This is a genomic window from Micromonospora ferruginea (assembly GCF_013694245.2).
GTDB lineage: Bacteria > Actinomycetota > Actinomycetes > Mycobacteriales > Micromonosporaceae > Micromonospora > Micromonospora robiginosa.
Genome location: NZ_CP059322.2, coordinates 5,137,878 through 5,160,959, shown reverse-complemented (window position 1 = coordinate 5,160,959; position 23,082 = coordinate 5,137,878). Strand labels below are relative to the sequence as shown.

Here is a 23,082-nt window from a genome sequence, read left to right as displayed (position 1 = left end):
GGGGCCCCTTCTCTACCGGAGGCGTTAAGCGGGGCCCCCGCCTTACGGGGTGACCGACGGGGGGCGGGCGCCGAGGAAGAAGATGCCGGGGAAGCCCTTCGTCTCGAAGCCCTTGCTCGGGTTCCGCCGCAGGGTCGAGCCGGAGATCGTCATGGTGCCGGTACGGTTGTTGCTCACGAAGAAGACCGCGCCGCCGCCCTCCTTGGCGCGGTTGTCCTCGATGATCGTCCCGGCGATCCTCACCGTGAACTCGTTGCCGTCGCAGTAGATCGCGCCGCCGCTGCCGCCACCGGGCGTGCCGCCCCGGGCCGGGTTCGCACCGGAGCCGACCGCCTGGTTGTCGCGGAAGACGCTGTTCAGCACCGTCCACGAGACGCCGATGCTGCTGAGCGCCGCGCCGTTGGCGCACACCCCGCCGGTGAACGTGCTGCCCACCACGTACACCGGCTTGTTGTCGAACTGGCTCAGCACCCGAAGCGCCGCGCCGCCCAGGTCCGGACCGGTGCGGTCACAGCGGTTGTCGACGAATCGCGAGTTGACCACCTTGACCCGCCCGCCGCGCACGAAGATCGCGCCACCCCCGCCGCCCTCGGTCCGCTCACCCGTCGAGTTGCCGTCGGTGAACGTCAGGTTCTGCACGGTGAGCTGCGGGTGGTCCTGGTTCTGGCAGTGCGAGGTGGTGAAGCCCTGCGCCTGGTCGCAGGTGTTCATGTAGAGGATCCGGCGGGCGCCCCCGCCGCTGAGCGTCACCCTGCCGCCGCCGTCCAGCACGATGCGCGGGCCGTGCGAGTTCACCACCTTGGCGGTGGCCTTCATGGTGATGGTCACCGGCGCCGGACCGCAGTCGAAGGTGATGATCCCGCCGGCCGCCACCGCCTTCACCACCGCCGCCGAGGTGCAGCTCGCCGGCGTGCCGGTGCCTACCGTACGGGTCGGGCGGGAGGTGTCCACCGCGCGCGCCTCGGCCGGCACGGTGGCCCGCCCGGCGGGGTTGCCGGCGCGCAACGCGGCCGGGGCGGCGCTGGGGCTCGGCTTGGCGCTGCCGAAGCCGGCGCGGGCGCTCGGCGAGGCGGCCGGGGCGTCCGCCGCCGGGGCGGACGCGGTGCCGGCCGGCGTGCCGGTGGCGGCGGCCGGGGCGGGCCGATCGGACGGGTCGCCGCCGCAGCCGGGCAACGTGGCGGTGGCCAGGGCGAGGGCGAGCAGGCAGACAGCGGACTTCACGCGCACCCGCCGATGCTAGGAGGACGGGCCGCCCCGGCACGAGTCGACGGGCGATCCTTAACCCGCCGCTAAGCCACCCGCCAGGCGGTCACATGTGCGAGAGGGCGAACGCGACCAGGAAGCCGAGCACGGTGATCAGGCCGACCAGCAGGTGCGCGTCCTCGAACGCCTCCGGAACCATGGTGTCGGTGATCATCGCCAGGATCGCGCCACCGGCGAGCGCGGTGATGGTGGCCAGCACCTCCGGCGGGGCGCCGCCGAGCAGCGTGTACCCGGCCAGCGACGCGGCGCCGGAGATCAACGCGATGGCGATCCAGAGCCCGAAGACGTAGCGCCGGGTCCGCCCGGCCTGCCGCATGCCGGCCGCGCTGGACAACCCCTCCGGCACGTTGCTGAGGAACACCGCGATCACCGTGACGAAACTGACCGGGCCGCCGGCCAGCAGGCTCGTGCCGATCACCACCGATTCGGGTACGCCGTCGAGCAGCGCGCCGACCGCGATCGCGTTGCCCGAGCCGGGCTGCTCCTGCTCGGAGGGCTGCTCGTCGCCGGAGCGCTTGCGATGCCGCGCCCCGTGCCGGGCCAGCAGCACGTTCGCCCCGGTGTACGCGAGCGCGCCGGCCGCCGCGCCGATCGCCACCGGCAGCAGGCCGCCCTGCTCGTGCGCCTCGTCGATCAGCTCGAACGAGACGGCGGAGAGCAGCACGCCCGCCCCGAACGCCATCACCGACGCGGTGGCCCGGCGCGGCACCCGCACGAAGAACCCGACGGCCGCCCCGATCAACAGGGCGGACCCGGCGAGCAGACCCCAGAATCCCGCTTCCAACCATCCCGGCACCCGCAGGAACCTACCCCGCGCGGGCGCCGGCAACCCGGTCAGAAATCGGCGAACAGGTAGGGCAGTTCCCGGGGGAAGAGTCGGCGCAGCTCGGTGGCCGCCTCCACCGGCACCTCGCCCAGCCCGCGCACGGCCACCTCGACCGGGTCGAGCACCCCGTACGCCAGGGCGGAGAGCCCGGCGGCGGTGAGCCGCGCGCACGGCAGGCGGCCCTCGGCGGCGCCGTCGACCGGCAGCACCGCAAGCTTGCCGGTGGTGCCGTCGAGCAGGTGCCGGCCGGCGAGCCAGCGGTCGCCGACCAGCTCGACGAGCACCCGGCCCACCCCGACCGGCTGGTCGGCGAGCGCCTCCAGGCTGAGCAGCCGGGCCATCGGCGCGGCGGAGTCGGGCCGGTGCACCCGCGCCTCGGTGTGCACCTCGACGTCGGTGAGCCACAGCTCGGGCAGTTCCCCGGGGACCAGCTCGACGCTGATCCTGCGCACCTGGTCGACGTGCCGGGCGAAGAACTGGAGCAGCGACGCCCGGGCGTAAGCGTCGTCGAAGAGCAGGTCGTCGGCGATCAACGTGCCGGCGTGGTCGTCGATCCGGTAGGTGACCGCGCCGACCGTCTCGCCGCCGCGCACCACGCTGACCAGCCAGCGGTCGTCCCGCTCGCGCAGCCCGACCGCGCGGAAGTCGGGGAAGACCGCGAAGCCGTGCCGCTCGCGCAGGCACCGGTCGGTGTAGTCGCGCCACCGCGGGTAGCCCGCCCCGATCCGCTCCCACACCAGCTCGTCGGGCAGCTCGGCGCGCAGCAGCGGCGCCAGGTCCGCCGGCGCGAACACAGCGGTACGCCGCCGGGGCAGCCCGACGTAGCCGAAGCGCTCGTAGAACGAGGCGCGGAACGGGTACAGCGCGCTGAGCTGGTGGCCCTCGTCCCGCATCCCGTCGAGGAGCCGGTGCATGAGCGTCCGTACGTGCCCGCGCCGACGGGCCAGCGGATGGGTGGCCACCCCGGCGACTCCGGCCATCGGCAGCACCGCGCCACGCAGGTTCTGCCGCATCGGGATCGCCGACGCCGCCGCCGTGGTGACGCCGTCCTCCTCGACCACGAGCGTCGTGTTCCCCGCGTTGTACGGCAGGTAGGCCCGGAACTCGTCGGTCCGGACCGCCGTCATCGGCGACGCCTCGAACGCGTACGCCTGGAGGGGAAAGCTCGTGGTCAGGCGGTCCTCGGCGGCCAGCCGGCGAATGTGCATCCGTTCATCCCAACGTGCCCGGGCTGGCGTCGCAACCCGAATGGGGCCGGGATCAGGCCTCGGCGACGTCGGAGATGACCACGGTGACGTTGTCCGGCGCGCCGGCCTGGTGGGCCAGCTTCACGAGCTGCTCGCCACACTGCTGACGGTCGCCGTAGGTGGCCAGCGCGGCGGCGATCGCGGCGTCCTCCACGTAGTCGGAGAGGCCGTCGCTGCACAGCAGCAGCCGGTCGCCGGGGAAGACGGTGAGCGCGCCGACCGCCGGGGGCGCGTCCGAGCCCTGCACCGCGCGGGTGACCAGCGAGCGCTGCGGGTGGTGGCGGGCCTGGTCGCGGGAGAGCGCGCCCTGGTCGACGAGCGCCTGCACGAACGTGTCGTCGCGGGTGAGCTGGGTCAGCTCGTGGTCGCGCAGCAGGTAGCACCGGGAGTCGCCGACCTGGGCGAGGACCAGCCGGTCGCCGGCCAGCAGGGCGGCGGTCAGCGTCGTACCCATGCCGTCGCGCGCCGGGTCCACCGTGATGGCCGCGCGGATGCGCTGGTTCGCGGTGCTGACCACGGCGCGCAGCGCGTCGGCCGCCTCGTCGGCGCCGGTGGGCGGGGTCAGCTCGTCCAGGATCCGGATGACGATCTCGCTGGCCACCTCGCCGGCCGGCAGGCCGCCCATGCCGTCGGCCACCGCCACCAGGCGGTCACCGGCGAGGGCGGAGTCCTCGTTGTTGGTCCGGACGAGGCCGACGTCGTTGAGGATCGCCGAGCGGAGGATGAGCGTCATGGGGTCAAGCTTGCCAAGAACAGTGCCCCCGCGTCTCTACGCGTTGCCGGGTCGGCGGAAAGAAATGTCATCCGTTTGCATCCTGGGTATGTGTCAATTGTCCTTACCGGACGGTCGCGGATAGCGCAGCAGCAGGCTGGCCCGGACCTGCTCGTCGCCCACTGCGGCGTAGCTGTGCGGCACGTCGGAGGTCCACCGCAGGTACTCGCCCGGCCCGGCGGTGCGCGGGGCGTCCACCGGGCCGGCGCGCAGCACGCCGGAGAACACCGTCACGTGTTCGGTCACGCCGGCCTGGTGGGCGGGGGAGAGCTGGGCCGGCCCGGGGCTGACCCGCATCCGGTACAGCTCGTAGGTGGCGTCGCGGTCGTGGAACACCTCCAGCAGCGTGGCGCCCACCGCGACCCCGCGTACGGTCGGCGTCTCCTCGGGCGCGGACAGCACGGCGGTCAGCGGCACGCCGAGCTGCGCGGTGATCGCGTACAGCGTCTCCAGGGTGGGGTTGCGGACGCCGTTCTCCAGGCCGGAGAGCGTGGCCTTGCCGACGCCGGCCAGCCGGGCCAGTTCGGAGAGGGAGATCCCCCGGTCCATCCGGAGGGCGCGGATCCGCGGGCCGACGTCCATGGGGCTATCGTGCTACATCATGTCGTTCCGTAAACGGAACACCGGAGGGGGAAGCGTGGCCGGTCGACTCCAACCCGTCCTGGCCGGCGTGGTGACCGCCCTGGTCGGCTTCGCCAGCTCGTTCACCGTCGTCCTGGCCGGGCTGCGCGCGGTCGGCGCCGACCCGGCCCAGGCCGCCTCCGGCCTGCTCGCGCTCTGCGTGGCCAGCGGCGCCTGCGCGGTCTGGCTCGGCCTGCGGCACCGGCTGCCGCTCGCCATCGCCTGGTCCACGCCCGGCGCGGCGCTGCTCGTGGCCACCGGGCCGGTCCCCGGCGGCTGGCCCGCCGCGGTGGGCGCCTTCCTGCTCACCGGCCTGCTGATCGTCGCGGCCGGGCTGATTCCCGCGCTCGGGCGCGCGGTCGCCGCCATCCCCGCCCCGATCGCCGCCGCCATGCTCGCCGGGGTGCTGCTGCCGCTCTGCACCGCACCGGTACGCGCCCTGGTGGAGGTGCCCCGACTGGCCGGCCCGGTGGTGCTCGTCTGGCTGCTGCTGCACCGGTTCGCCCGCCGCTGGGCGGTGCCCGGCGCGCTCGCCGTGGCCGTGGTGGCGATCGCGCTCACCACCACCGGCCCGGCCCGGCTGGACGCCGCCCCGGTCGTCGCGCTGACCGCGCCGGCCTGGACGCTGCCCGCGATCGTCGGGCTCGCGCTGCCGCTGTTCCTGGTCACCATGGCCGCGCAGAACGTGCCCGGCACCGCCGTGCTCGCCGGCTTCGGCTACCGCGCCCCGCTCGGCTCCGCGCTGCGGGTCACCGGGCTCGCCACCGTGCTCGGCGCGACGGCCGGTGGGCACGCGGTGAACCTGGCCGCGATCACCGCCGCGCTCGCCGCCGGCCCCGACGCCCACCCCGACCCGGACCGGCGCTGGATCGCCTCGGTCACCGCCGGCATCGGACTGGCCCTGCTCGGCCTCGGCGCCGGCGTGGCCACCGCGCTGGTGCTGCTCTCCCCGCCGGTGCTGGTCGAGGCGGTCGCCGGGCTGGCCCTGCTCGCCGCGCTGGCCGGCGCGGTGTCGGCGGCGGTCGCCGAACCGTACGCCCGGGAGGCCGCCGTGGTCACGCTGGTGGTCACCGCGTCCGGGGTCAGCCTGCTCGGAATCGGCGGCGCGTTCTGGGGCCTGGTCGCCGGCTGCCTGATGCTCCTGCTCTTCCGCCGCCGGGCCACCCCGACCCCCGCTTCCCCGGAGCCGGTCGATCCGGACGGCCGGCCCACGGTGGACGCGGACCTGGCGGGCACCCACCGGCCGTCCTGACGGCTTTCCGCCCGGTTTCGGCGTGGACCGCTCGAACGTCGGCCGGTGGTCACTCCTCGGCGGGGAGCTCCGCGACGGGGACGGTGAGGCGGACCGCGCCGTCGGTCACGGCCGCGATCCGGTCGGCCAGCACGTAGACCGCGCCGGTGTCGGCCAGTTCGGTGCGGACCTTGAGGTAGCCCTCGCGCAGCAGCCGGGCGGCCAGGTCGGCCGGCACGTCCGGCTCCTCGGCGGCGGCCGACTCGATCAGCTCGTCGAGGCTGCTGCCCGGGTCCACCGGGGCGGGGGCCTCCACGGTCACCGCGGCCGGGTCGCCGCGCTGGACGAGATCGACGGTGCCGATCTCGACGTCGGTGGAGTCGACCACCCGCATGCCGGTGGTGATCCGGGAGACGGTGTCCTGCTGCTGGCTCATGTCGGAGCGGTTCCCGTGGCGCGCGGGCGCTAAACGGAGGGGGCCCAGCCGCCCGGCGGGCGCGGTGACAACTCGCGCCAGGTGTCCGCCCCGTCGAGCAGCGACCGGACCGTCTCCTCGGCCTCCTCGACGCTGGCGTGCTCGTAGAAGCGGGAGACCCCCTCGGCGCCGCCGGCGCGCTGCTCCACGTGCCAGCGGTCGCCGTCCACCCGGAGGAAGACGTCCCGCCGGGCGAGCCGCCCCCATTTCCCGTTCCACCAGTGCCTACGCTGCTCCATGGCCGGACTCTATCGAACATGTGTTCGATTCTCGTCGGCCCCCGCGAAATCTCCGCGGGGGCCGATGAGCTATGGCGTCAGCGCGGGGCCGGCGGCTCCTGCCGGCGACCCAGCACGTCGTCCAGCGCGCCGCGCTGGGCGGGCGTGCCCTGCCCGCCGGCGAGCAGCGCGTCCCGGATCTCGGTGAGCAGCTTGACCTCCTCGCTGGGCGCGGAGGGCGGCGGCTCCTCGCCGCGCTTGCGCCGCTCGGCGAGCCGGTTCATCGGGTAGACGACCAGGAAGTAGAGCGCCGCCGCGGTGAGTGCGAACGTGATCACCGCGTTGACGAACGCCACCCAGTCGAACGCGACGCCCCGGAACATGGGCGTCGAGCCGGTGAGCCCGTTCTTGTTGCCGGTGATCAACACGATGACCACCCGCACCAGCGGTTCCAGGAACGACTTGGTCAGCTGCGTGACCACGCCGGTGAACGCGGCGCCGATGACGACACCGACCGCCAGGTCGACGACGTTGCCGCGCATGATGAAGTCTTTGAAGCCCTTGAGCATCCGCTCTCCCGTGCTGTCCGAATCTCCGTCGGGGACAACCTATGCCCCGTGCGGCCCTTCGAGAAAAGCACCGGCCTCGATCGCTGCCCGCTCCGGATCGCCGGCCCGGATCGCCTCCACGAGTCGACCGTGGTCGACGTACCGCTCGTCGGTCAGCGCCGTGCCCATGGCCTGGGCGACGGTGCTGCGCAGCGCGGCGCCGACCGAGGCGTACAGCTCGGCGAGCATGGCGTTGTGCGCGGCGGCCACCACCACCGTGTGCAGCGCGGCGTCCGCCTCCACGAACTCGTCCACCCGGCCGGAACGCCAGGCGGCCTCCCGGGTGGCGAGCGCGCCGTCGAGCGCCGCCAGATCCTCCGGGGTACGCCGCAGCGCGGCCAGCCGGGCGGCCTCCACCTCGAACGCGCGCCGGACCTCGATCACCTCGGCCATCCGGTCGTCGGTGAGCCGGCGGGCCACCACCGGGGCCAGCTCGTCGGTCGACACCACGTAGGTGCCGGAGCCCTGCCGGCACTCCAGCACGCCGGCGTGCACCAGGGCGCGGACCGCCTCGCGGACCGTGTTGCGCCCCACGCCGAGCGCGGCGACCAGTTGCGGCTCGGTGGGGATGCGCCCGCCGACCGGCCACTCGCCGCCCAGGATGCGGGCCCGGAGCTGCTCGATGGTCTGGCGCACCCGGTGGCCGCGCGGCGGCACGGCGACGGAATCCACCACGGGTGTCACCGGTTACACCTGCTGCCGAAATTCATCCCATGATTGTAGGTTCGAGGTCATGACCCCGCCACCCCCGCCCACCGCGACCGCGCCCACCGCCGACGTCACACCCGGCCCCGCGCCCGCGGCCGGCCCCGACCCGTCGGCCGGCCCGGCGGCGCTCACCCCGGCGCGGGGCGGCCTGCTGGTGCTGGTCGGCATGCTGCTGGTCGCGCTGAACCTGCGGGCCGCGGTCACCAGCCTGGGCGCGCTGCTCGACGAGATCCGCGTCGGGCTGGGCCTCTCCGGCGCGATGGCCGGCGTGGTCACCACGCTGCCCACCGTCGCGTTCGCCGGACTGGGCGCGCTCACCCCGTGGCTGGTCCGCCGCTGGGCCGCCCCCCGGGTGCTGGTACTGGCCATGATCGCGCTCACCGTCGGGCAGGTGCTGCGCGCGGTCACCGACTCGGTGGCCGTCTTCGTGCTCACCAGCGCGCTCGCGCTGGCCGGCATCGCGGTGGCGAACATCCTGCTGCCGATGCTGGTCAAGCAGCACTTCCCGCACCGCACCGGGCTGGTCACCGGCGCGTACACGATGGCCCTGACGGTGGGCACGACGGTGGCCGCCGCGTCCGCCGTGCCGGTGGCCCACGCCTTCGGCTCCTGGCGGGCCGGGCTCGGCGTCTGGGCCGGGCTGGCCGCGCTGGCCGTCATCCCGTGGGTGCCGCTGGCGCTGCGGGCGCGCGCCGCCCGGCGGGCCGCCGACCAGGCCGCCACCCCGGCGGCGGCGCTCGCCACCCCGGCGCGGGTACGGCCGGGCCGGACCCGCCTCGGCTGGGCCATGGCGGTCTACTTCGGGGCGCAGTCGCTCAGCGGCTACGCGATCATGGGCTGGCTGGCCCAACTCTTCCGGGACGCCGGCTACCGGCCCGAGGCGGCCGGCCTGCTGCTGGCCGGCGTGACCGCGCTGGGCGTGCCGGTGGCGCTGATGATGCCGACGCTGGCCGGACGGCTGGCCACGCTGCGCCCGCTGGTGCTGTCGCTGACCGTGTTCTCCGCCGCCGCGTACCTCGGTCTGGCGCTCGCGCCGCGCGGCCTGGCACCGCTGTGGGTGCTGCTGCTCGCGCTCGGCCAGGGGGCGTTCCCGCTCATCCTGACCACCATCGGGCTGCGCGCCCGCACCGCCGAGGGCACGGTGGCGCTCTCCGCGTTCGCGCAGAGCACCGGGTACGTCATCGCCGCGCTCGGCCCGCTGCTGGTCGGCATCCTCTACGGCGCGACCGGTGGCTGGACCGCGCCGATCGGCTTCCTGCTGCTGGCGCTGGCCGTGCAGACGACCGCGGGCATGGTGATCGCTCGTCCCCGCTACATCGAGGACGAGCGCTGAGCGGGGAGCGTCAGGAGGAGGCCGGGGTGGGGTCGCCCGCGACGGCCTCGTCGACCGTCGGATAGGTGTGCAGCACCTCGACCAGGCCACTGACCTCGAGGATGCGCAGCACACCGCGCTGCGGGGCGGCCAACCGGACCACGCCGCCGGCCTCGTCGCAGCTGTTCTTGGCGCGGACGAACACCGACAGCCCGGTCGAGTCGCAGAACGACACCTCGGCCAGGTCGAACACGAGGCGGCTGCGCCCCTTGTCCAGCAGGTCCGTGATCTGGTCCTGGAGCTGCGGTGCGGTGGCCATGTCCAGCTCGCCCGCGACCGACACCACGACCACGTCGCCGCGCTGTTCCGTGTGCACCGTCAGGGACATTCGTCGACCTCCTGTGTTCGGAGGAACGGTATCCCACGATGGGCGCGCCGCGCAGAACGGGAGCCGGCACAGGTGCTGTCGATCATTTCTTTGTCCCGTGGCAAGTAGTGCGACGGACCCCGGTGATAGAGTCCGCCCGTCCAGATCTGGGAGGTCAACGTGGCATTGAGCGCGGAACAGGGTGGGCGGCTCGCCGAACTGCTGAGTCGGCACGCGGACCGGTTGACCAACCGCTGGATCGAAATCGTCGCCAGTTCGTTGCGCGGCCGGCTGAGCCGGGCCGAACTGGCCCGCCAGGTGCAGGAGTTGCACCGCGCCGTGGTCGACGCCGCCCGGCAGGGTCTCGGTGACCTGGCCGACGAGCACGGCGGCGAGCTGCGGGCGGTGCTCGCGGAGGTCTCCACCACCCGCGCCCGGCAGGGATTCAGCGCCACCGAGACCGCGATCAGCGTGTTCGCGATCAAGGACGCCGTGCTGGAGCTGATGGAGGAGGACCAGGGCGAGGCCACCCTGCGCGACTTCGTCGCCTTCTCCGCGCTGGTCGACCAGATGGGGCTCTTCACCTTCGAGACGTTCGTCCGGGCCCGGGAGAGCCTGATCGCCGACCAGGCGGAGCAGTTGCTGGAGCTGTCCACGCCGGTGGTCAAGCTCTGGGAGGGCGTGGTCGCCGTCCCGCTGGTCGGGACGCTCGACTCGGCCCGCGCCCAGGTGGTGATGGAGCGGCTGCTGCAGACGCTCGTCGACACCGGCTCGCCGTACGCGATCATCGACATCACCGGCGTGCCGGCGGTGGACACCCAGGTCGCCCAGCACATCCTCAAGACCGTGGTGGCCGCCCGGCTGATGGGCGCCGACTGCATCATCTCCGGCATCCGGCCCCAGATCGCCCAGACGATCGTCGCCCTCGGCATCGAGTTCGGCGACATCGCGACCAAGGCGAGCCTGGCCGACGCGCTGCGCCACGTGCTGCGCCTGACCGGCGTCGAGACCGCCTCCCGCCGCACGCGCCGGGAGGCGTGATGGAGCGGGTGCCGATTCTCAAGATCGGCGACATCCTGCTGGTCTCCATCCAGGTCGACATGTCCGACCAGACGGCGGTCCAGCTCCAGGAGGACCTGGCCGAGCGGATCGTCGCCACCGGGTGCCACGGCGTCATCATCGACATCACGGCGCTGGACATCGTCGACTCCTTCGTCGGCCGGATGCTCTCCACCATCGCGTCGATCTCGAAGGTGCTCGACGCCGAGACGGTGGTGGTCGGGATGCGTCCCGCCGTCGCCATCACCCTGGTCGAGCTGGGGCTCTCGCTCAACGGCATCCGCACCGCGCTCAACGTCGAGCGGGGCATGGAACTGATCGCGGCGTCCCGCGCCGACGACGGGGACGTGACGCTCGGCGACGACGAGGACGCCGACGCGACGGCGACGCCATGACCACCGGCCTCGACCTGGGGACGCCGGCGACGCAGGCGATCCGTAGCGACGAGGACGTGGTGCGGGTCCGGCAGTTGGTGCGTACCACCGCGGTCGCGGCCCGACTGTCCCTGGTCGACCAGACCAAGCTGGTCACCGCCGCCAGCGAGCTGGCCCGCAACACCCTGATCTACGGCGGCGGGGGCAGCGCCGAGGTCACCACCGTCTCCGACGGCCGCCGCCGCGGCGTCCGCATCGTCTTCGCCGACCAGGGGCCGGGCATCCCCGACCTCGACCTGGCCCTCACCGACGGCTACACCACCGGCGGCGGGCTGGGCCTCGGGCTCAGCGGCGCCCGCCGGCTCGTCGACGAGTTCGACATCCGGACCGCTGTCGGCGAGGGCACGACGATCACCGTCACCAAGTGGTCGCGATGATCGCCGACGTGGTCCCCGACCACGGCGTGTGGTTCCGCGTCGACAACGGCGCGACCGCGGGCGGCGTACGCCGGGTGGCCGAGCGCCTCGGACGGCAGCTCGAACTGAGCCCGCCGCGCGTCGCGGACCTGGCCATCGTCACCGCCGAGATCACCAGCAACCTGGTCAAGCACGCCCGCGAGGGCGCCCTGCTGCTGCGTCCGGCCCGGCGCGACGGGCGGGCCGGGGTGGAGCTGGTGGCCATCGACTCCGGCCCCGGCATGGCCGACCTCACGCTCTCCTCGGCCGACGGGCACTCCACGTCCGGCACGCTCGGCATCGGCCTCGGCGCGATCACCCGGCAGGCGAGCCGGTTCGACGGCTACTCGGTGCCCGGCCGGGGCACGGTCCTGACCGTCCAGGTGTGGGACGGGCCGCCGCCGGCGCCGGACTGGGCCGGCGGGCTGGCCCGGCCGATCACCGGCGAGCAGGACAGCGGCGACGGCTACGCGGTGCGGATCGTCGACGGGCGCCGCCAGGTGCTGGTCTGTGACGGGCTGGGGCACGGGCCGCTGGCCGCCGCCGCCACCGGCGCGGCGGTCGCCGCGTTCCGCTCGGCGCCGGCCGGCCCGCCGGACGTCGTGGTGCGGCACCTGCACGCCGCCATCTCGCACACGCGCGGCGCGGCGCTCGCGGTGGCCGAGCCGGACTCCGCGACCGGGCAACTGCGCTTCGCCGGCCTGGGCAACATCGCCGCCATGATCGTGGCCGCCGGCGAGCGGCGGCGCGGCCTGGTCTCGCTGCCCGGCATCGCCGGGCACCAGCGTCCGACCATCCGCGGGTACGACTACCCGTTCCCGCCCGGCGCGACGCTGGTGATGCACAGCGACGGCGTGGTGGACCGCTGGAACCTGGACGACTATCCCGGGCTGGCCGGCCGCCCACCGCTGCTGACCGCCGCGACGCTGCTGCGCGACGCCGGGGTCCGCCGTGACGACGCGTGTGTCCTGGTCGCCCAGGTGGCCCCATGAGTGAGCGGCTGCTGCACCTGGCGCTCCGGGTCGAGCAGGACATCTTCCTGGTCCGCCAGCGGGGCCGGGAGGTCGCCGCGGCGGTCGGGCTGGAGCACCAGGACCAGGTCCGGATCGCCACCGCGCTCAGCGAGGTGGCCCGGGAGCTGCTGCGCGGGGTCGAGGGGGCGGACGTCACGTTCGCCGTCGACCGGGAGGTCGCCGGCCGCGCCCGGCTCCGGGTGGACCTGTCGCCGGTGCGTCCGCTGCCCGGCGGCCGGTACGAGCCGCAGTCCGGCGCGGTCGCACGTCTGGTGGACTCGTTGCAGGTGATCACGGTCGAGGGCGATACCGTCGTGAGGATGTCCCGACGAATACCGGACCACGCCGAGGAGCTGACACCGGAACGCGCCGGCCGGCTCCGCGACGAGCTGGCCGAGCGTGCTCCGGGTTCCGCGCTGGACGAGTTGGCCGCGCAGAACGCCCAGCTCATCGCCGCGCTCGACGAGGTGCGTTCCCAGCGGGACGAGCTGGCGGTGCTCAACTCCGAGCTGGCGGAGACCAACCGGGGCGTGATGGCGCTCTACAACCAGCTCACCGAGGAGTTGGAGGAGACCAACCGCGGCGTGGTGGCGCTCTACGCCGAGCTGGACGAGAAGTCGGCCCAGTTGCGGGCCGCCAGCGAGTCGAAGAGCCGGTTCCTGGCCAACGTCAGTCACGAGCTGCGCGCCCCGGTCACCGCGATCATCGGGCTGGGGCGGCTGCTGGCCGACTCCGCGTCCGATCCGCTCACCGGCGAGCAGGCCCGCCAGGTGGGGCTGATCCGGTCGTCCGCCGGTGACCTGCTGGCCCTGGTGAACGAGCTGCTCGACCTGGCGAAGGCCGAGTCGGGGCGGATCGAGCCGGACTGGTCCGAGGTCGACCTGCGCGCGGTGTTCGGGCAACTGCGCGGCACGCTGCGGGCGTTGGCCACCCGGCCGGAGGTGGAACTGGTGGTCGAGGAGCCGCCCGCGCCGGCCACGGTCCGCTCGGACGAGGTGCTGCTCGCCCAGGTGCTGCGCAACCTGCTGCACAACGGCCTGAAGTTCACCGAGCGGGGCGAGGTGCGGTTGCGTGCCGAGCGCTGCGGCGAGATGTGGTCGCTCGCGGTCACCGACACCGGGGTCGGCATCCCGCCGGAGCTGCACGAGCGGATCTTCGAGGAGTTCTACCAGGTGCCCGGCACGACCCGGGTCGGCGGCACCGGTCTCGGCCTGCCGTACGCGCGTCGGCTGGTCACCCTGCTCGGCGGGACGCTGGAGCTGACCAGCGAACGGGGTCGGGGCAGCACGTTCACCGTGGTCCTACCCGTGGGCGGAGCGTGACGGTGGAGGGCGGGCCGGCGACGGTGCTGGTGGTCGACGACAGCGGGCCGAAGCGCTACCTGCTGGTGAACTGGCTCAGCCGGGCCGGCTTCACGACCGTCGAGGCCGAGAACGGCACGGAGGCGCTGGAGCGGGTGGCCCGGGAGCCGGTCGACCTGGTGGTGCTCGACGTGCGGCTGCCGGACATGAGCGGCTTCGAGGTGTGCGAGCGGATCAAGGAGGCGCACCCGTCCACCCCGGTCATTCACGTCTCCGCGCACGCGGTGGACGTGGTGGACCGGGCGCAGGGGCTCACCCGGGGCGCGGACGCCTACCTGACCGAGCCGATCGAGCCGGAGGAGCTGGTCGCCACCGCGCACGCGGTGCTGCGCTACTACCGGGCCCGTCGGCGGGCCGAGCAGCTCGCCGAGCGGTTGGCCGCGCTCGCCGACGCCACCGTGGACATGCACGCGGCGCCGAACTTCGTCCGGCTGCTGGAGGCGGCCGCGTCCGGCGCGGCGCGGATCTTCCGCTCGCCGGCGGCGGTGGTGGCCGAGACGTTCGACGGGGACTGCCTGGCCGGGGTGGCGGTCGACCCGCACACGCCGGCCACGATCGTGCCGTGGGTGGTGGACGACACCGGCGTGCCGATCGGCACCCGGGTGTGGGTGGACCAGCCGGGCAACTGGCCGTTGACCGAGTGGCCGGCCGACGACACGGTGACCGTGGCCGCCTCCCGGCTGCGCGAGGACCGGGCCCCGCTCTACGTGGTGGTGCCCACGTCGACCCAGACCGTACGGACGCCGGTGCTGGTGCAGCTCGCCCAGGCGGTCGCGTCGGCGGTGGAGGCGCAGCGCTCGTTCGACGAGGAGCACCGGATCGCGGTGACGCTCCAGCGCAGCCTGCTGCCCCGGCGGCTGCCCGAGGTGGTCGGCCTGGACCTGGCCGTCCGCTACGAGCCGGCGAGCGCGCAGACCGAGGTGGGCGGGGACTTCTACGAGCTGGTGATGCTCGACGGGCACCTGCTGGTGGCGATCGGCGACGTGGCCGGGCACTCGCTGCACGCCGCCACGGTGATGGCCGAGCTGCGGCACGCGGTGCGGGCGTACGCGGTCGAGGGGCACCAGCCGGGCGTGATCCTGGACCGGGTCAACGAGCTGATGCGGGCGCTGCTGCCGACCGAACTGGCCACCATCTGCGTGCTGCTGCTGCACCCGGGCACCGGGCTGATCCGGCTGGCCAGCGCCGGGCACCTGCCGGCGTTGCTGAACCGCGACGGGCGGGTCGAGTTCGTGGCGCAGACCGCGCCGCTGCTCGGTGTGCGCGCGCCGCGCCCGCCCGATCTGGAGTTTGTGCTGCCGGCCGGGGCCACGCTGGTGCTCTACACCGACGGCCTGATCGAGCGGCGGGACGCCACCATCGACGACGGCATGGCCGCGCTCGGCGTGGTGGCCACCCGGGTGGACGACGACCTCGACCAGTTCTGCCAGCGGCTGCTGATCGAGCTGGCCCCGCCGGAGATCCACGACGACGTCGCCGTGGTTGCCGTCCGTCGCCGCTGACGGTCACCCTTCGTATTCATCGGCATTGTCACTCGGCGTGTCCGGCCGGCTCGGCCGGCGGCGTGACCCCGTCGCCGCCTTTGCTCTGCAGCCATCGGTGCAGCACCGCCCTGAGCAGCGGCGGCCGGCGCGAGGGCGCGGCGACGGTCCGGCCGCTGCCGTCACCCTGCGTGCGTGCTGCGCCCGTGGCTGCAGAGCAAAGGCGGCGCGGGCTGATCCCGGCAGCCTCGGCTGCTGTTACGCAGCGCAACCGCGCCGGCCGCCCGCAGCGCCGCCGTCCGCCCGTCCGCCCGCAGCGCCGCCGTCCGCCGGCCGCCGACGAGCGCGCCGGCCGCCCCGTCCGGCGGGTCAGGCGCCGCCCGCGGCACCCAGCGAGCGGGCGTACGCGGCGGGCGGGACGCCGGTGACGGCGGTGAACTCGCGGACCAGGTGCGCCTGGTCGGCGTACCCCAGATCGGCGGCGACCCGCGACCAGTCCAGCGGTCCGGCGGCGGCCTGCTCGATCGCCTCCTGGAGCCGGTACCGGCGGATCACCCACTTCGGACCGACGCCGACGTGGTCGAGGAAGAGTCGCTGGAGCCGGCGGGTGGAGACGCCGTGCCGACCGGCGAGGTCGGCCACCCGCAGCACGCTCCGGTCGACGCGGATCTCCTCGACCAGCGCGACGGCCTCGGCGGCGGCCGGGTCGGGCGCCGGACCCCAACCGGACAGCAGGGCGTCCAGCCGGCGGCACCGCTCGTCGTCGGCGCCCGGGCAGATCGGCCCGCCGCCGGCCGGCAGCCCGACGTCGGCCACGAGCGGGATGCGGCGGCCGGTCAGCTCGGCGACCGGGCGGCGCCAGAACGGGCGGAAGCCGCCGGGGCGGAACTGCACGCCGGTGACCCGCCCGGCGCCGTGCAGCGTGACGGCGAACAGGCCGGTGTCGACGCCGGCCACCAGGCCGTGCTCGGCGGCGCCGTCCTGCGCCTGGAACACCACGTTGACCGACGGATGCGGCACGATCCGCTGGTCGAACGGTTCGGTCAGGTCCCAGTCGATCAGCCAGTAGTGCTCGACCCAGGGGCGCAACGCCGGGTCGGGCAGCCGGCGCCGGAACCGGACCTGCCGCAGCAGCCGACCGGGATCGAGGATCCCCCGGCTGTCCCCCCGCGGTTCGTGTCGCATTTCTTCAAGACCACCCTCATACGCTGGCCCGATGAGCACGAAGACTAGTGAACTGCTGGCCGTCGCCGCGCCGCGCACGGCGGCGGTGGTGCGCGGTGTCGCCGACGACCAGCTCGACCGGCCCACCCCGTGCCCCGAATATCCGGTACGCGATCTGCTCAACCACCTGTTCGAGGTGGCGGTCAACTTCCAGGCGATGGCCCGGCGGGAGGAGGTCGACTGGTCGGGTGGCACCGACCACCTGACCGAGGGCTGGCGGGACCGGTTCGCCACGGAGACGGAGCGGCTGGTCGAGGCCTGGTCGGACCCGGACGCGCTGGAGGGCGCCTCGCCGGGCATGGGGCTGCCACAGGAGACGGTCGGGCTGATGGCCCTGATCGACCTCACCGTGCACGGCTGGGACCTGGCCCGCGCCACCGGCCAGGAGCTGGTGGTGGACCCCTCGGTGGTGGCGGCCGGGCACGAGTTCATGGACCGGATGGGCGACACCGGGCAGCGGATGGGCGCGTTCGGCGCGCCGGTGCCGGTGGACGCCGATCCCGCCTCGCTGGCGACGTTGCTCGGCCGGACCGGGCGCGATCCGGCGTGGACCCGCTGACCCGCCCTTGACACCACTATTCGCTCAGCGAATAGTGGGTCCGTGTCCACCCAGCACGTTCTGCTCGGGCTGCTCGCCGGCGGGCCGCGTCACGGCTACGAGCTGAAGCGCGCCCACGACGAGCGGCTGCCCCGGGCCCGGCCGCTCGCCTTCGGGCAGGTCTACGCGACGCTGGCCCGGCTGCACCGCGACGGCCTGGTCACCCCGGCCGGCGCCACCCGCGAGGGCGGGCCGGACCGCACCGCCTACACGCTCACCGACGACGGGCGGGCCGCGCTCGACGCGTGGCTGGCCACCGTCGAGCCACCGATGCCGTACGTGGCCAGCACGCTCTTCGCCAAGGTGGTGGTCGCGCTGCTGGTGGCCGACGCGGACCAGGCCCGCGCCTACCTGGTCGCCCAGCGCCGGGCGCACAACGACCGGCTGCGCGAGCTGACCGCGGTCAAGACCGCCCCCGACGCCCACCTCGACGAGGTGGTCGCCGCCGACTTCGCCATCGCCCACCTCGACGCGGACCTGCGGTGGTTGCACACCACCCTCGACCGGGTCGCCGACTGGCACCGGGAGGTGCACCCGTGACGTTCCTCGAGGCGCGCGGCGTGGTTCGGGCGTACGGCCCGACACCGGCGCTGCGCGGCGTGACGCTCGACGTGACCGAGGGGGAGGTCCTCGCCGTCACCGGCCCGAGCGGCTGCGGCAAGTCCACCCTGCTGCACTGCCTCGCCGGCATCCTGCGACCCGACGCGGGCCAGGTCACCTGGCGCGGCGAGCGGATCGACACGTGGTCGGAGGCGGCCCGCTCGCGGCTGCGCCGCACCGACTTCGGGGTGCTGTTCCAGTTCGGCCAGCTCGTCGCCGAGCTGACCGCGGCGGAGAACGTCGCCCTTCCGCTGCTTCTCGCCGGCACGGGGCGGCGAGAGGCGCGGACGGCGGCGCTCACCTGGCTGGAGCGGCTCGGCGTGGCCGAGGTCGCCGACGTCCGGCCCGGCGAGATGTCCGGCGGGCAGCAGCAGCGCTGCGCGCTGTCCCGGGCGCTGGTCACCGAGCCGCGGGTGCTCTTCGCCGACGAGCCCACCGGCGCGCTCGACACGCTCGCCGGCGAGCAGGTGCTCACCCACCTGGTCCGGCTGGCCCGGGAACAGCGCACCACCGTCGTGCTCGTCACGCACGAGCCGCGGATCGCCGCGTACGCCGACCGGGAGGTGAGCCTGCGCGACGGGATGGTCGACCACACCGGGCTGGGCCTCGACCCGGTGCTGCCGGGCGGGTCGCGGTGAGACCGGGCACGCTGCTGCGGCTCGCGCTGGCCGGCACCCGCACCGACGGCGCGCGGGTGGCGCTCACCGCGCTGAGCGCCGCGCTGGCGACCCTCGCCGGGCTGGCCGCGCTGACCGTGCTGGCGGTGGCCCGGCCGACCGGTGACGACGGCGTCAACTCCGAGCAGTACACCAACGCGCTGCTGCGCGAGCCCGGCCTGCGTCCCGGCGTGGCGTTCGCGTTGCTGCTGCTCTGCGTACCGGTGCTCGGGCTGGCCGGGCAGTGCGCCCGCCTCGGCGCGCCGGGGCGCGACCGGCGGCTGGCCGCGCTCCGGCTGGCCGGGGCCACCCCCGGGCAGGTCACCCGGCTCGCGGTCGCCGAGACCGGGGTGGCGAGCCTGCTCGGCACGCTCGCCGGCTTGGCCGTGTTCGAGGTCGGCCGCCGGCTGCTGCACCGGCCCGACGCCGCCGGGCGGCTGCCGCTGCCCACCGACGTGCACCCGGCCCCGGCCGCCGTGGCCGCCGTCGTGCTCGGACTGCCGCTGGTCGCCGCGCTGGCCGGCGCGCTGCTGCTGCGCCGGGTCACCACCACCCCGTTCGGCGTCGTGCGCCGGGTCCGCACCCGGGCGCCCTGGCCGTGGCCGGGCGTGCTCATCCTGGTCGCACTGGCACTCTTCGCCGCGATCCGACCCGTCGGCCTGTGGTACGAGCGGCGCGGCGCGGTGATGCCCGACTCGGTCGTGCCGCTGCTGGTGCTCCTGGGCGGACTGACCGCCATGATCGGCGTGGTGTCCGGCACCGGTTGGATCTCGTACACCACCGGGCGACTGCTGCACCGCCACGGGCGCGGTGCGGCCGCGCTGCTCGCCGCGCGCCGGCTCACCGCCGACCCGTGGGCCGGCAGTCGCACGTTCGCCGCGCTGCTGGCCGCGCTGATCTTCGGCGCCGGGGCCGCCGCCCTGCGGGCCGACTTCCAGGCCGAGGTCGAGCTGGCTCGCCGCACCGGCGGCGGCCTGTCCGACCCGGACTTCTACCTCGGCGCGATGGACCTCGTCGACCTGGCCGTCGGCGTGGCCGTGGCGATCGCCGCCGGCGGACTGCTGGTCGCCGTGGTCGAGGGCGTGACCAGCCGACGCCGGGCGTACGCGGCGCAGGTGGCGACCGGGGTGCCCCGGTCCACCATCGGCCGCTCGCTGCTCTGGGCGTCGATCGCCCCGGCCGTGCCCGCGATCGCGCTCGCGTTGACCGTCGGCTACCTGCTGATCGCCGGCCCGATGCCCGCGCCCAGCGGCGGCGGCTTCGAGCAGACCGCCTGCGACCCGGGCTGGCAGGCGTGCGGTTCGGACGGCGGCGCGACGCGTACCCGATGGGTGCCGAAGGTGACCGTGACGCCGGACGTACCGTGGGAGCAACTGGCCTGGTTCGCGGCGGGTGGGCTGGCGGCGGTGCTGCTCACCGCGGTGGCCGGCCTGGTGCTGCTGCGCTCGGCCACCTCGGTGGAGGAGCTGCGCGCCACCTGAGCCGGCCGGTCACTCCAGAGACGGGGCAGGATGGTGCGATGGAGCTGATCTCGATCGCCGACGTCCGGGCCGCCGCCGACGACGTGGCGGGCACCGTGCTGCGCACCCCGCTGCTGCCCGCCGCCTGGGACGACGAGCTGTGGCTCAAGCCGGAGAGCCTGCAACCGGTGGGGTCGTTCAAGCTGCGCGGCGCCACCCACGCGGTGGCCCGGCTCGACCCGGCGGTGCGGTCCCGAGGGGTGGTCACCCACTCCTCGGGCAACCACGGCCAGGCGCTGGCGTACGCGGCCCGCGCGTTCGCGGTGCCCTGCACGGTGGTGGTGCCCGAGGGGGCGCCGGCGGTCAAGGTGGACCGGATGCGGGCGCTCGGCGCGGACGTGCGGCCGGTGCCGCCGGCCCGCCGGCTCGCCGAGGCGGAACGGATCGTGGCGGAGACCGGCGGGGCGCTGGTGCCGCCGTTCGACCATCCCGCGGTCATCGCCGGGCAGGGCACCGTCGGGTTGGAGATCGTCACCGACCTGCCCGACGTGGACGTGGTCCTGGTGCCGATCGGCGGCGGTGGGCTCGGTTCCGGCGTCGCCACGGCGGTCAGGGCGCTGCGCCCGTCGGCCGCCGTGATCGGTGTGGAGCCGGCGCTGGCCGCCGACGCCCAGGAGTCGCTCGCCGCCGGCGAGGTGGTCGTCTGGGACGTCGAGCGGACCTACCGGACCTGCGCCGACGGGCTGCGCACCAACCTGTCCGCGCGGACGCTGGCACACCTGCGGGCGCGCCTCGACGGCATCGTCACGGTGACCGAGGACGAGATCATGGCGGCGGCCGGCCGGCTGATGCGGGACGCGCGGCTGGTGGCCGAGCCGAGCGGCGCGGTCGCCACGGCCGCCCGGCTGTTCCACCGCGACGAGTTGCCGGCCGGGCGGACGGTCGCGGTGGTCACCGGCGGCAACGCCGACCCGGCGGTGCTCGCCGCGGCCCTCAGCGTGTAAGGAGGGGCCCCTTTTTAACAGACGTCTGTTAAAAAGGGGCCCCTCCTTACCGTCAGGCGCGGCCGAGGCGGTCCAGCGTCCAGGCGTTGACGAACGCCTCCTCGCGCCAGGCGTCGTACCGGCCGCTGGGCCCGCCGTGGCCGGCGCCCATCTCGGTCTTGAGCAGGTAGTCGCCCTGCGGGGCGAGCGCGCGCAGCCGGGCGATCCACTTGGCCGGCTCGTGGTAGAGCACCCGGGTGTCGTTGAGGCTGGTCACCGCGAGGACGGCCGGGTAGTCGGCGGCGGTCACATTCTCGTACGGGGTGTACGACTTCATGTACGCGTAGACCTCGGGGTCGTCCAGCGGGTTGCCCCACTCCTCCCACTCGGTGACCGTCAACGGGAGCGACGGGTCGAGGATCGAGGTGAGCGCGTCCACGAACGGCACCTGCGCGACGATCCCGGCGAACGCGTCCGGCGCGAGGTTGGCCACCGCGCCCATCAGCAGCCCGCCGGCCGACGCGCCCCGGGCGACCAGCCGGTCGCTCGCCGTCCAGCCGGCCTTGACCAGGTGCCGGGCACAGGCCACGAAGTCGGTGAACGTGTTCTTCTTGGCCAGCAGCTTGCCCTCGTCGTACCAGCGGCGGCCCAGCTCGCCGCCGCCGCGGATGTGCGCGACGGCGAAGATGACGCCGCGGTCGAGCAGGCTCAGCCGGGCGATCGAGAACCACGGGTCCATGCTGGCCTCGTACGACCCGTAGCCGTAGATGACGGCGGGCGCGGAGCCGTCACGCGGGGTGTCCCGGCGGCAGACCAGGGAGATCGGCACCCGGGTGCCGTCGTCGGCGAGCGCCCAGTCCCGGTGCTGCTCGTAGTCGGCCGGGTCGTACTCCCGCCCGTCCGGGCCGGGCCGCACCGGCTTCTGCCGCAGCAGCGCCAGCTCGCGGCTGGTCAGGTCGTAGTCGTAGACCGAGTCGGGGGTGACCAGCGAGGTGTAGCGCAGCCGGACCGTGCCGGTGCGGTATTCCGGGTTGGCGTCCAGCCCGACGCTGTAGATCGGCTCCGGGAAGTCGATGTCCCAACTGTCGTCGCTGCCGACCGGCAGCACCCGCAGCCCGGTCAGCCCGTTGCTCCGCAGCGACACCACCAGGTGGTTCTCGAACGCGTCGACCGCCTCCAGGCGGGTGCCCGGGGTGTGCGGGATCAGCGGCGTCCAGTCGCCCGGCGCGTCCGCCGAGGTGTACGCGAGCGCGAAGTCCTCCGCGCCGTCGTTGTGCAGGATCAGGAAGCGGTGGCCGTGGTGTTCGACCGCGTACTCGACGCCCTGCCGGCGCGGGGCGACGATCGCCGGCTCCCCGGTCGGGTTGGCCGCCGGGATCACCCGGACCTCGCTGGTGATCTTGCTGTGGATGTCGACGATCACGAAGCGCTCGGAGCGGGTCAGCTCGACGCCCACCCAGAACCGCTCGTCGTCCTCCTGGTGGACCACCACGTCCTCGCCCGACGTGGTGCCGATCGTGTGTCGCCACACCCGGTTCGGCCGCCAGGCGTCGTCCACGGTGACGTAGAACAGCGTGGAGGCGTCACTGGACCACGCGGTGCCGTAGAACGTGTCGGGCACCTCGTCGGGCAGCAGCTCGCCGGTGCTCAGATCCTTGATCCGCAGGGTGAACCGCTCGTCGCCGGAGAAGTCGGTGGAGTAGGCCAGCCAGCGCCCGTCCGGGCTGACGTCGAACGCGCCGAGTGAGAAGAAGTCGTGCCCCTCGGCGAGCTGGTTGCCGTCGAGCAGCACCTCCTCGCCGTCGAGCGGGGCGCCGTCCGCGCTGACCGGGGGCCTGGTCTCGCCGGGGCGGACGGCGCGCCGGCAGTGCACGCCGTACTGCTGCCCCTCGACCGTGCGGGTGTAGTACCAGTGGCCGTCCTTGCGGGTCGGCACCGACAGGTCGGTCTCCTGGGTGCGCCGGCGGGTCTCCTCGAACAACTCGGCCCGCAGCCCGGCCAGGTGCGCGGTGCGCGCCTCGGTGTAGGAGTTCTCGGCCTCCAGGTAGGCGATCGTCTCCGGGTCGTCCTTGGTGGCGAGCCAGGCGTACTCGTCGACGACGGTGTCGCCGTGGTGGGTCCGCTCGGCCGGAACGCGCTTCGCCGTGGGCTGTGGGGTCGTGGTCACGGC

25 protein-coding genes are annotated in these 23,082 nt (G+C 74.4%); 13 read left to right on the top strand and 12 right to left on the bottom strand.

What is annotated here, in order from left to right; translation table 11 throughout:
• Positions 1-42: 42 nt before the first annotated feature.
• The 5 genes from H1D33_RS22715 to H1D33_RS22695 form a co-directional block, all read right to left on the bottom strand.
• Entirely contained in the window at positions 43-1,221 is a 1,179-nt protein-coding gene (locus tag H1D33_RS22715; RefSeq protein WP_181572621.1) for a hypothetical protein, read from the bottom strand.
• A gap of 88 nt (positions 1,222-1,309) precedes the next feature.
• Positions 1,310-2,059, bottom strand: a complete 750-nt coding sequence (locus tag H1D33_RS22710; RefSeq protein ID WP_181571231.1) for a ZIP family metal transporter — start codon at positions 2,057-2,059, stop codon at positions 1,310-1,312.
• Between the two features lie 38 nt (positions 2,060-2,097).
• Positions 2,098-3,297, bottom strand: coding sequence for a GNAT family N-acetyltransferase (locus H1D33_RS22705; RefSeq protein WP_181571232.1), 1,200 nt, complete (start codon positions 3,295-3,297; stop codon positions 2,098-2,100).
• Positions 3,298-3,349: 52 nt separating this feature from the next.
• Positions 3,350-4,069 carry a PP2C family protein-serine/threonine phosphatase gene (locus H1D33_RS22700; protein ID WP_181571233.1) on the bottom strand — a complete coding sequence of 240 codons (720 nt, stop codon included), beginning with the start codon at positions 4,067-4,069 and terminating at the stop codon, positions 3,350-3,352.
• Positions 4,070-4,162: 93 nt separating this feature from the next.
• Positions 4,163-4,690, bottom strand: coding sequence for a helix-turn-helix domain-containing protein (locus H1D33_RS22695; RefSeq protein WP_181571234.1), 528 nt, complete (start codon positions 4,688-4,690; stop codon positions 4,163-4,165).
• 55 nt (positions 4,691-4,745) lie between these two features.
• Between H1D33_RS22695 and H1D33_RS22690 the strand changes: the two genes are divergently transcribed.
• A complete protein-coding gene (locus tag H1D33_RS22690) occupies positions 4,746-5,981 on the top strand; it encodes a benzoate/H(+) symporter BenE family transporter (RefSeq protein WP_181571235.1) in 1,236 nt (411 codons plus the stop codon).
• A gap of 49 nt (positions 5,982-6,030) precedes the next feature.
• Here H1D33_RS22690 and H1D33_RS22685 read toward each other — a convergent pair whose 3' ends face one another.
• From H1D33_RS22685 to H1D33_RS22670, 4 genes are all read right to left on the bottom strand, one after another.
• Positions 6,031-6,396, bottom strand: coding sequence for a hypothetical protein (locus H1D33_RS22685; protein WP_181571236.1), 366 nt, complete (start codon positions 6,394-6,396; stop codon positions 6,031-6,033).
• A 29-nt stretch (positions 6,397-6,425) separates the two neighbouring features.
• Positions 6,426-6,674 (bottom strand): hypothetical protein, encoded by a 249-nt coding sequence (locus tag H1D33_RS22680; RefSeq protein WP_181571237.1) that lies wholly within the window; start codon positions 6,672-6,674, stop codon positions 6,426-6,428.
• Positions 6,675-6,751: 77 nt separating this feature from the next.
• A complete protein-coding gene (gene mscL, locus H1D33_RS22675) occupies positions 6,752-7,222 on the bottom strand; it encodes a large conductance mechanosensitive channel protein MscL (RefSeq protein ID WP_181571238.1) in 471 nt (156 codons plus the stop codon).
• Between the two features lie 39 nt (positions 7,223-7,261).
• On the bottom strand, positions 7,262-7,936 hold the full coding sequence (locus H1D33_RS22670; protein WP_414685551.1) for a FadR/GntR family transcriptional regulator: 675 nt from the start codon (positions 7,934-7,936) through the stop codon (positions 7,262-7,264).
• Between the two features lie 199 nt (positions 7,937-8,135).
• On the opposite strand from H1D33_RS22670, the gene H1D33_RS22665 reads away from it, so the two are divergent.
• Positions 8,136-9,302: an MFS transporter gene (locus H1D33_RS22665; protein ID WP_246412154.1), complete on the top strand. Its 1,167-nt coding sequence runs from the start codon at positions 8,136-8,138 to the stop codon at positions 9,300-9,302.
• Between the two features lie 10 nt (positions 9,303-9,312).
• Here the strand turns inward: H1D33_RS22665 and H1D33_RS22660 are convergent, their stop codons facing one another.
• Positions 9,313-9,669 (bottom strand): STAS domain-containing protein, encoded by a 357-nt coding sequence (locus H1D33_RS22660; protein WP_067310147.1) that lies wholly within the window; start codon positions 9,667-9,669, stop codon positions 9,313-9,315.
• 159 nt (positions 9,670-9,828) lie between these two features.
• On the opposite strand from H1D33_RS22660, the gene H1D33_RS22655 reads away from it, so the two are divergent.
• From H1D33_RS22655 to H1D33_RS22630, 6 genes are read left to right on the top strand one after another with little or no spacing between them, the layout of a single operon-like run.
• The gene (locus tag H1D33_RS22655; protein ID WP_181571240.1) at positions 9,829-10,689 is read left to right on the top strand and encodes an STAS domain-containing protein; all 861 of its coding nucleotides are present in this window, start codon (positions 9,829-9,831) and stop codon (positions 10,687-10,689) included.
• Positions 10,689-11,102 carry an STAS domain-containing protein gene (locus H1D33_RS22650; RefSeq protein WP_181571241.1) on the top strand — a complete coding sequence of 138 codons (414 nt, stop codon included), beginning with the start codon at positions 10,689-10,691 and terminating at the stop codon, positions 11,100-11,102. Before H1D33_RS22655 ends, H1D33_RS22650 begins: the two co-directional genes overlap by 1 nt.
• Entirely contained in the window at positions 11,099-11,518 is a 420-nt protein-coding gene (locus tag H1D33_RS22645) for an ATP-binding protein (RefSeq protein WP_181571242.1), read from the top strand. Before H1D33_RS22650 ends, H1D33_RS22645 begins: the two co-directional genes overlap by 4 nt.
• The gene (locus H1D33_RS22640) at positions 11,515-12,528 is read left to right on the top strand and encodes a SpoIIE family protein phosphatase (protein ID WP_181572623.1); all 1,014 of its coding nucleotides are present in this window, start codon (positions 11,515-11,517) and stop codon (positions 12,526-12,528) included. The genes H1D33_RS22645 and H1D33_RS22640 overlap by 4 nt, the downstream gene beginning before the upstream one ends.
• Positions 12,525-13,871, top strand: coding sequence for a sensor histidine kinase (locus H1D33_RS22635; RefSeq protein ID WP_181571243.1), 1,347 nt, complete (start codon positions 12,525-12,527; stop codon positions 13,869-13,871). Before H1D33_RS22640 ends, H1D33_RS22635 begins: the two co-directional genes overlap by 4 nt.
• A 2-nt stretch (positions 13,872-13,873) precedes the next feature.
• Complete coding sequence (locus tag H1D33_RS22630; protein WP_181571244.1) at positions 13,874-15,412, top strand: SpoIIE family protein phosphatase; 1,539 nt, start codon at positions 13,874-13,876, stop codon at positions 15,410-15,412.
• A 348-nt stretch (positions 15,413-15,760) separates the two neighbouring features.
• On the opposite strand, the gene H1D33_RS22625 is transcribed toward H1D33_RS22630, so the two are convergent.
• On the bottom strand, positions 15,761-16,576 hold the full coding sequence (locus H1D33_RS22625) for a helix-turn-helix domain-containing protein (RefSeq protein ID WP_181571245.1): 816 nt from the start codon (positions 16,574-16,576) through the stop codon (positions 15,761-15,763).
• A 31-nt stretch (positions 16,577-16,607) separates the two neighbouring features.
• Between H1D33_RS22625 and H1D33_RS22620 the strand changes: the two genes are divergently transcribed.
• The 5 genes from H1D33_RS22620 to H1D33_RS22600 are packed head-to-tail and all read left to right on the top strand — an operon-like array spanning position 16,608 to position 20,933.
• Positions 16,608-17,174: a TIGR03086 family metal-binding protein gene (locus H1D33_RS22620; RefSeq protein ID WP_181571246.1), complete on the top strand. Its 567-nt coding sequence runs from the start codon at positions 16,608-16,610 to the stop codon at positions 17,172-17,174.
• 42 nt (positions 17,175-17,216) lie between these two features.
• Positions 17,217-17,753 (top strand): PadR family transcriptional regulator, encoded by a 537-nt coding sequence (locus H1D33_RS22615; protein ID WP_181571247.1) that lies wholly within the window; start codon positions 17,217-17,219, stop codon positions 17,751-17,753.
• On the top strand, positions 17,750-18,451 hold the full coding sequence (locus H1D33_RS22610; protein WP_181571248.1) for an ABC transporter ATP-binding protein: 702 nt from the start codon (positions 17,750-17,752) through the stop codon (positions 18,449-18,451). The genes H1D33_RS22615 and H1D33_RS22610 overlap by 4 nt, the downstream gene beginning before the upstream one ends.
• Positions 18,448-19,950, top strand: coding sequence for an FtsX-like permease family protein (locus H1D33_RS22605; protein ID WP_181571249.1), 1,503 nt, complete (start codon positions 18,448-18,450; stop codon positions 19,948-19,950). The genes H1D33_RS22610 and H1D33_RS22605 overlap by 4 nt, the downstream gene beginning before the upstream one ends.
• A gap of 38 nt (positions 19,951-19,988) precedes the next feature.
• Entirely contained in the window at positions 19,989-20,933 is a 945-nt protein-coding gene (locus tag H1D33_RS22600; RefSeq protein ID WP_181571250.1) for a threonine ammonia-lyase, read from the top strand.
• 52 nt (positions 20,934-20,985) lie between these two features.
• On the opposite strand, the gene H1D33_RS22595 is transcribed toward H1D33_RS22600, so the two are convergent.
• A complete protein-coding gene (locus tag H1D33_RS22595; RefSeq protein WP_181571251.1) occupies positions 20,986-23,079 on the bottom strand; it encodes a S9 family peptidase in 2,094 nt (697 codons plus the stop codon).
• Between the last annotated feature and the right edge of the window lie 3 nt (positions 23,080-23,082).